The organism is Novosphingobium sp. AAP93 (genome assembly GCF_001296055.1).
GTDB lineage: Bacteria > Pseudomonadota > Alphaproteobacteria > Sphingomonadales > Sphingomonadaceae > Novosphingobium.
This window is the reverse complement of record NZ_LJHZ01000118.1, coordinates 72,719-79,853: the sequence shown is the minus strand read 5'-3', so window position 1 is coordinate 79,853 and position 7,135 is coordinate 72,719. Positions and strand designations below refer to the sequence as shown.

The 7,135-nt window shown below is 64.4% G+C and carries 7 protein-coding genes; 1 reads left to right on the top strand and 6 read right to left on the bottom strand.

What is annotated here, in order from left to right; all coding sequences use genetic code 11:
- Positions 1-158: 158 nt before the first annotated feature.
- The 5 genes from IP83_RS17645 to IP83_RS17625 form a co-directional block, all read right to left on the bottom strand.
- Complete coding sequence (locus IP83_RS17645; protein ID WP_054123548.1) at positions 159-413, bottom strand: DUF2442 domain-containing protein; 255 nt, start codon at positions 411-413, stop codon at positions 159-161.
- Positions 397-639, bottom strand: coding sequence for a DUF4160 domain-containing protein (locus tag IP83_RS17640; protein WP_054123547.1), 243 nt, complete (start codon positions 637-639; stop codon positions 397-399). Before IP83_RS17640 ends, IP83_RS17645 begins: the two co-directional genes overlap by 17 nt.
- Before the next feature lie 75 nt (positions 640-714).
- Entirely contained in the window at positions 715-1,773 is a 1,059-nt protein-coding gene (locus IP83_RS17635; RefSeq protein ID WP_054123546.1) for a ribonucleotide-diphosphate reductase subunit beta, read from the bottom strand.
- A gap of 138 nt (positions 1,774-1,911) precedes the next feature.
- Positions 1,912-2,307, bottom strand: coding sequence for a PepSY domain-containing protein (locus tag IP83_RS17630; RefSeq protein WP_054123545.1), 396 nt, complete (start codon positions 2,305-2,307; stop codon positions 1,912-1,914).
- Between the two features lie 177 nt (positions 2,308-2,484).
- Complete coding sequence (locus IP83_RS17625) at positions 2,485-4,509, bottom strand: ribonucleoside-diphosphate reductase subunit alpha (protein WP_054123555.1); 2,025 nt, start codon at positions 4,507-4,509, stop codon at positions 2,485-2,487.
- A gap of 556 nt (positions 4,510-5,065) precedes the next feature.
- Here IP83_RS17625 and IP83_RS17620 point away from each other — a divergent pair.
- Positions 5,066-5,299 (top strand): GlsB/YeaQ/YmgE family stress response membrane protein, encoded by a 234-nt coding sequence (locus IP83_RS17620; protein ID WP_054123544.1) that lies wholly within the window; start codon positions 5,066-5,068, stop codon positions 5,297-5,299.
- A 231-nt stretch (positions 5,300-5,530) separates the two neighbouring features.
- Here the strand turns inward: IP83_RS17620 and nadB are convergent, their stop codons facing one another.
- Positions 5,531-7,135: an L-aspartate oxidase gene (gene nadB, locus IP83_RS17615; RefSeq protein WP_231625107.1), complete on the bottom strand. Its 1,605-nt coding sequence runs from the start codon at positions 7,133-7,135 to the stop codon at positions 5,531-5,533.

Genomic DNA, 7,135 nt, shown 5'->3' with positions numbered 1-7,135 from the left:
TTGGGGGAGACCGCCCCACCTTGAACCCGCAGCCCGCACCGGTCGCGTTGGCGTTTGCCCGGTGGACAAGACGCCAAAGGAGCGAGGGCGAGGCCGGCCTAGCCTGCTCCCGATCTGGGCGAGGCGTATAACCTATATGGTTCGTTCTGTCAAGTGGGTCAAGCGGCTGCCTTGGCCGGCCTTGTCTGATCGCCTTTGCCGGCAAGGAGACCGGCCACCGAGATGTCCTCGTCGATCTCTTCCCAATGAAGCCCGGCTCGGCTCAGGGAAACGGCGGCGCGCTGTTCAGGGGTTGCGTGGAGCAGGCGCGGGAACCAGACGAGCGGTACGCCCAGCGTACGGCCATCATCAAGGTCGACCCAGAAGGAATCGGCATCGAACCGGACGGCGAGGGGTTCAGGCGAAAAAGTCATGCCATGCACTTTCGATGTCGTCGCGCCGTGCTTCTATAACACGGGCGAGTTCGGAAAGCACGCGGGGCGGGAAGCCGCGATCATAGGCCAGCGACACATCGGGACGTAGCCAGAACTTGGCTGTATCGCGCCCTCTGGTGACGTGGATATGGGGCGGTTCGCGCGGATCGCCCTCGTTGGCAAAGAAGTGAAACCGGTAGCCGTTCCAATCAAAGACTTTCGGCATAGCCCAGTTCCCGGGAGCGCGAGGGCAAGTTCATCCTGAGCTTGTCGAAGGGGCCCTCGCACTTTCCTTACTACCTTACTCCGCCGCGATCCCCGCTGCCTTGAACATGTCTGCCTCGGCTTCTTCCACCAGCTCGTTCGCCGGTTCCGCAGACTTCGCCTTGCGGCGCGAATCGAAGCTCGACCACACGGTGTTCCAGTCGCCGCGGGTGGCGGCCTTGGAGTATTCGGTGGCGCGGGTTTCGAAGAAGTTGGCGTGTTCGACGCCGTTGAGCAGCGGGGCCAGCCAGGGGAGGGGGTGTTCCTCGATCATGTAGATCGGCTGGAAGCCGAGCTGGCCGAGGCGCCAGTCGGCGATGTAGCGGATGTACTTCTTGATTTCCTTGGGGCTCATGCCCGGGACCGGGCCCTGCTCGAAGGCGAGGTCGATGAAGGCGTCCTCGAGACGGACGGTCTTCTGGCAGCAATCGATGATGTCTTCCTTCACCGCCTTGGTGAGGCAGCCGCGTTCGGCGACGAAGGCGTGGAACAGCTTGGTGATGCCTTCGCAGTGGAGCGATTCGTCGCGCACCGACCACGAGACGATCTGGCCCATGCCCTTCATCTTGTTGAAGCGCGGGAAGTTCATCAGCATGGCGAAGCTGGCGAAGAGCTGGAGGCCTTCGGTGAAGCCGCCGAACATCGCGAGGGTTCGGGCGATGTCTTCATCGGAATCGACGCCGAACTGCTGCAGGTAATCGTGCTTGGCGCGCATTTCCTCGTATTCGAGGAACATCGCGTACTCGCTTTCGGGCATGCCGATGGTGTCGAGCAGGTGGCTGTACGCGGCGATGTGCACCGTCTCCATGTTGGAGAAGGCGGCGAGCATCATCTTGACCTCGGTCGGCTTGAACACGCGGCCGTACTTGTCGTGGTAGCAATCCTGCACCTCGACATCGGCCTGGGTGAAGAAGCGGAAGATCTGGGTGAGCAGGTTGCGCTCGTGGTCCGAGATCTTCTGCGCCCAGTCGCGGCAATCTTCGCCCAGCGGAACTTCCTCGGGCATCCAGTGGATCTGCTGCTGGCGCTTCCAGAACTCGTAGGCCCAGGGATATTCGAAGGGCTTGTAGGAGCTGCGGGCTTGAAGAAGTGACATGGGGACGAGTCCTGTTCGGGGTTCAGCGCAAGGAAGATAGGGCGGCCCGCGCGCCGGTGAAAGCGCGCGGGGTGAAGGGAATCAGAGCCTGACCGGTTTTTCCCCAGTCTGCTCGGGCGCCCCGAAGGACAGGAGGCGCTACTTCCAGAACCAGCGGGGCGTGAGCTTGCGCTCCGCCCGGTTGCGCCACATCTGGATATAGAGCCACAGGCCCGAAAAACTGAAGAAAATCATCGCGAAGCCCGAAAGCGTGCCGATCACGACGCCGACGGGTCCGAAGCTCTCGCCCGAGTGCAGGTGGTGCAAGAGGCCGATCAGGGCGCGCGGATCGCCGGGCTTGGGCTTGGGGCGGCACATGTAGTCCGGCGGGCAGGTGAATGCGGGCTTCGTGGCTGGACTTTGGGCGGTCTGCTCCGCTTTCGGTTTCTCCCCGCCCGCCATGAGCGGCACGATCTGGCTGAGTGTGCCCGTGACGGCGATCCAGAGGAGGAAGACGCCGAAGAAAACCGAAATCCAGCGATGAAACTTGCGCACGACGAGGTCCCTTTTGCAATTGCGAATTATTCGCAAGTGTAGCCTGCCCGGACTGTCCGGGGCAAGCTGGAACCGTGTCGCGGATGGAGGCCATGCCGGACAAGCCGCAATGTGTGGCCGATTGTATCAGGCGGGCCGGCATGGTCTAAACCTCAAGTCAGCTTTAGTTTGTCCAACTCACTGGCAGGCAAGGCATTCCTCGTAGTCGGTCTGCGCGGCCAGTTCGATCACCGGCGCCTCGGCGGTGTTGTCCGCCTCCACGCCGCCGGCAAAACCGGCGCGCTGCACCGACTTCGAGCGGAGGTAGTAGAGCGACTTGATGCCCTTCTCCCACGCCTGGAAGTGGAGCATCATGAGGTCCCACTTGTCGACGTCGGCCGGGATGTAGAGGTTCAGCGACTGGGCCTGATCGATATAAGGCGTGCGGTCGGCCGCGAATTCGAGCAGCCAGCGCTGGTCGATTTCGAAGCTGGTCTTGTAGACGGCCTTTTCCTCCGGCGAGAGGAAATCGAGGTGCTGGACCGAACCGCCGCGCTCGAGGATCGAGTTCCACACGTTGGTCGAATCCTTCGATTTCGACTGGAGCAGCTTCTCGAGATAGGGGTTCTTGACCACGAAGCTGCCCGAGAGCGTCTTGTGGGTGTAGATGTTGGCCGGGATCGGCTCGATGCAGGCGGAGGTGCCGCCGCAGATGATCGAGATCGACGCGGTGGGGGCAATCGCCATCTTGCAGCTGAAGCGCTGCATGACGCCCATGTCCGCCGCATCGGGGCATGCGCCGCGTTCCTGCGCGAGGAGGAGCGAGGCCTCATCGGCCTTGGCGGCGATGTGCTTGAACATCTTGAGGTTCCACGCCTTGGCCATGGCGCTTTCGAAGGCGATGCCCTTCTGCTGCAGGAACGAGTGGTAGCCCATTACGCCCATGCCGACGCTGCGTTCGCGCATCGCCGAATACTTGGCGCGGGCCATCTCGTCCGGCGCGCGGTCGATATAGTCCTGCAGCACGTTGTCGAGGAAGCGGAGCACGTCCTCGATGAAGCGCTCGTCCTTGTGCCACTCGTCCCAGGTTTCGAGGTTGAGCGAGGAGAGGCAGCACACCGCGGTGCGATCGTTGCCGAGGTGGTCGCGCCCGGTGGGGAGCGTGATTTCCGAGCAGAGGTTCGAGGTCGAGACCTTGAGGCCGAGATCGCGGTGATGCTTGGGCATCGTGCGGTTCACCGTGTCGTTGAACACGATGTAGGGCTCACCGGTGGCGAGGCGGGTTTCGACGAGCTTCTGGAACAGCGAGCGGGCGTCGACCGTGCCGCGCACCGAGCCGTCCTTGGGGCTGCGCAGGTGGAATTCGGCGCCATCGCGGACCGCTTCCATGAACTCGTCGGTGAGCAGCACGCCGTGGTGGAGATTCAGGGCCTTGCGGTTGAAATCGCCCGACGGCTTGCGGATTTCGAGGAACTCCTCGATCTCGGGGTGCGAGATATCGAGGTAGCAGGCGGCCGAACCCCGGCGCAGCGAGCCCTGCGAGATCGCGAGGGTGAGGCTGTCCATCACGCGGACAAAGGGGATGATCCCGCTGGTCTTGCCGTTGAGGCCGACCGATTCGCCGATGCCGCGGACCTGGCCCCAATAGGTGCCGATGCCGCCGCCGCGGCTGGCGAGCCAGACGTTCTCGTTCCACGTGCCGACGATGCCTTCGAGGCTGTCCGACACCGAGTTGAGATAGCACGAGATGGGCAGGCCCCGCCCGGTGCCGCCGTTCGAGAGGACGGGGGTGGCAGGCATGAACCACAGCTTGGAGATGTAGTCGTAGAGACGCTGGGCGTGGTCCTGATCGTCGGCATAGGCGTCCGCGACGCGCGCGAAGAGATCCTGATAGCGTTCGCCGGGGAGGAGGTAGCGGTCGTCGAGCGTTTCCTTGCCGAACGCCGTCAGCAGCGCGTCGCGATCCGAGTTCGTCGCAATCGCGAAGCGGCGGGCGTTGATCGTCTTGGAATCGCTGACCGGCTTGGCCGCTGCGGCGAGCGCACCGGCAGCCCCGGCGGTCCCCATGGCTGTCAGGGCCGCGACGAGTGCCTCGCTGCCCTTGTCATCTGCATTCATGCCAATTGCCTTCTCGTTGCCACCAGCGGGGGCACTGTCACCGGCGAGCAGAAGCTCGCTCTGGCTGTCATGCTCCGCGACGCTGTCTCCAGTCCTGAAATCCACGCTGGCAGTCCCCTGTTCCACCTGCTGCGCGCGGGGCCCGAGGGCCGAATCGCGACGCGCAATCCATCATACAATCCAACATACACCGGGCGGAACAAAAGGAGAATATTTCATTCTCCCGGGTGCCCGCACCGGCGCCCGAAACAAGGTCAAGTCGAGGGTCGGCGGCGAAGCTGCCACCGTTGCCGCGAGCTAACTGCCCGCCGCGCCACTGAAACTAGGTTTAGAGGTTCCCCCAGAACCCGACCACTACCCATAGTGCCTCAACCGGAATCAGACACAAGAGGGTAAACACCGCATTATCGATTCGGCTCGTCGCACGTACGATTCGTTTCATCGTCATGACAGTCATGTTGCAGTGCAGCGACGCGTGGTCAAACCGGCATTTCAAGTCCCAATATGGGCCCCGCGAACTTTTTTTGAAGGCGCGATCCGATCTTGTGGACAAGATCGCTGTCCAGACCCGGTTGTTACTTAGCCACGCGATTATCCACTGGCGTGTGGGACGGGGGGCACGATATGCCTTGTGGTGCAGGTCAATGCGGAGCGGCCCCCCATGTTCAAGCTCATCTCGATCATTTTCAGCGGTTTGCTCGTAGGGCTTGCGGCGCGGTACATTTATCCCGGGCCGGTGCCGATGGGGCTGGGGCGCACGATCCTGCTGGGGATCGCGGGCTCGCTGGTGGCGGGGCTGGCGGCGAACCGGGGTCGCGACGGGATCAGCCGGGCAGGGTGCCTGGCTTCGGTGCTTGGGGCGCTGGTGCTGATCTTTATCGGGCGGCATCTGTAGGGTGCGTGCAACCGTGAGTGCCTGCCGATAAACAGGGCTGGCCGATAAACAGGGCCGATAAACAGGGACAGTCCCCTTTTCTGGCAGCTGCGGTTTTGATGCCGACGTCAGGTATGTCTGACGGAGGGGCCAGTCCCTGTTGATCGGCGGCGGGCGGTGGTTCGGGCCGCCCTGGATCCCCGCCTGCGCGGGGATGACGAAGAGCGTGCGCGGGGATGACGAAGGATTTGCCTAGTTCGGCACCAGCACCGTATCGCGCGCGGCGGGCTGGGTCTGGGGGTAGTCCTCGGTGAAGTGCAGGCCGCGGCTCTCGCGGCGGGCGCGGGCGCTCTTGACGATGAGTTCGGCGGTCTGGAGCAGGTTGCGCAGCTCGATGAGATCGGCGGTGACGCGGAAGTTGCCGTAGTAGTCGTTGACCTCGCCCTTCAAGAGCTTGATGCGGTGCGCGGCGCGTTCGAGGCGCTTGTTGGTGCGCACGATGCCCACGTAGTTCCACATGAAGCGCCTGAGCTCGGTCCAGTTCTGCTTGATGACGACTTCCTCGTCGGAGTCCGAGACGCGGCTTTCGTCCCAGGGCCTGAGGTCAGGCGGGGCGGGGAACTGGTCCCAGCGCGCAAGGATGTCGTTGGCGGCGGCATCGCCGAACACGAAGCATTCGAGCAGGCTGTTGGAGGCAAGCCGGTTGGCGCCGTGGAGCCCGCTTTCGGAGCATTCGCCGACGGCGTAGAGTCCGTCGAGATCGGTGCGTCCGGCAAGGTCGATCAGGACGCCGCCGCAGGTGTAGTGCTGCGCGGGGACGACCGGGATCGGCTCCCTGGTCATGTCGATGCCGAGGCCGAGCAGGCGTTCGTAGATATTGGGGAAGTGGCCGCGGACGAACTCCGGGTCCTTGTGGCTGATATCGAGGTGGACGTAATCGAGACCGAGCCGCTTGATCTCGTGATCGATGGCGCGTGCAACAATATCGCGCGGCGCGAGTTCTTCACGCGGGTCGAAGAGCGGCATGAAGCGCTCGCCGCCGCCGGGGACGCCGGGGGGGAGCTTGAGGTGGCCGCCTTCGCCGCGCACGGCCTCGGTGATGAGGAAGTTCTTGACCTCGAGGTTGTAGAGGCAGGTCGGGTGGAACTGCATGAACTCCATGTTGGAGACGCGGCAGCCCGCGCGCCAGGCCATGGCGATGCCGTCTCCTGTCGCGCCGCGCGGGGCGGTGCTGAAGAGGTAGGTGCGGCCCGCGCCGCCGGTGGCGAGGATCGTGGCGCGCGCCGAGAAGCATTCGACGCGCCCGGTGCCGGTATCGAGCGCGTAGACGCCCCAGACGCGCCGGGCGCCGCCGGGGGTTTCGCTGCGGTCCGCGCGGTGGCGGTCGGTGACGAGGTCGATCGCGACCATGTCGGGCCGGAGGGTGATGTTGGGATGGGCCTTGGCGGCCGCGATCAGCGCCTGCTGGACGGCCCAGCCGGTCGCGTCGTCGACATGGACGATGCGGCGGTGCGAGTGGCCGCCCTCGCGGGTGAGGTGGAGCGCGCCGGATTCGGCGTTGAACGGCACGCCCAGTTCGGCGAGGCGGTGGATCGCGGCAGGCGCGTTCTCCACCACGAACTCCACCGTCTCGCGCCGGTTGAGCCCGGCGCCGGCGACCATCGTGTCGCGGATGTGGTCCTCGAAGGTATCGCCCTCGTCGAGCACTGCGGCGATGCCGCCCTGGGCCCATGCGGTCGAGCCGCCATCAAGCGCGCCCTTGGCGAGGACGAGCACGCGGCAGCGTTCGGCAAGCACAAGCGCGGCGGTGAGCCCGGCGGCACCGGAGCCGATGATGAGGACATCCGGGCTGGACAT

Bases quoted from the DNA above. Each gene is read 5' to 3' on its own strand.
- IP83_RS17635 (WP_054123546.1), bottom strand. From the start codon at position 1,773: ATGTCACTTCTTCAAGCCCGCAGCTCCTACAAGCCCTTCGAATATCCC.
- IP83_RS17645 (WP_054123548.1), bottom strand. From the start codon at position 413: ATGACTTTTTCGCCTGAACCCCTCGCCGTCCGGTTCGATGCCGATTCC.
- IP83_RS17640 (WP_054123547.1), bottom strand. From the start codon at position 639: ATGCCGAAAGTCTTTGATTGGAACGGCTACCGGTTTCACTTCTTTGCC.
- nadB (WP_231625107.1), bottom strand. From the start codon at position 7,135: ATGTCCAGCCCGGATGTCCTCATCATCGGCTCCGGTGCCGCCGGGCTC.
- IP83_RS17620 (WP_054123544.1), top strand. From the start codon at position 5,066: ATGTTCAAGCTCATCTCGATCATTTTCAGCGGTTTGCTCGTAGGGCTT.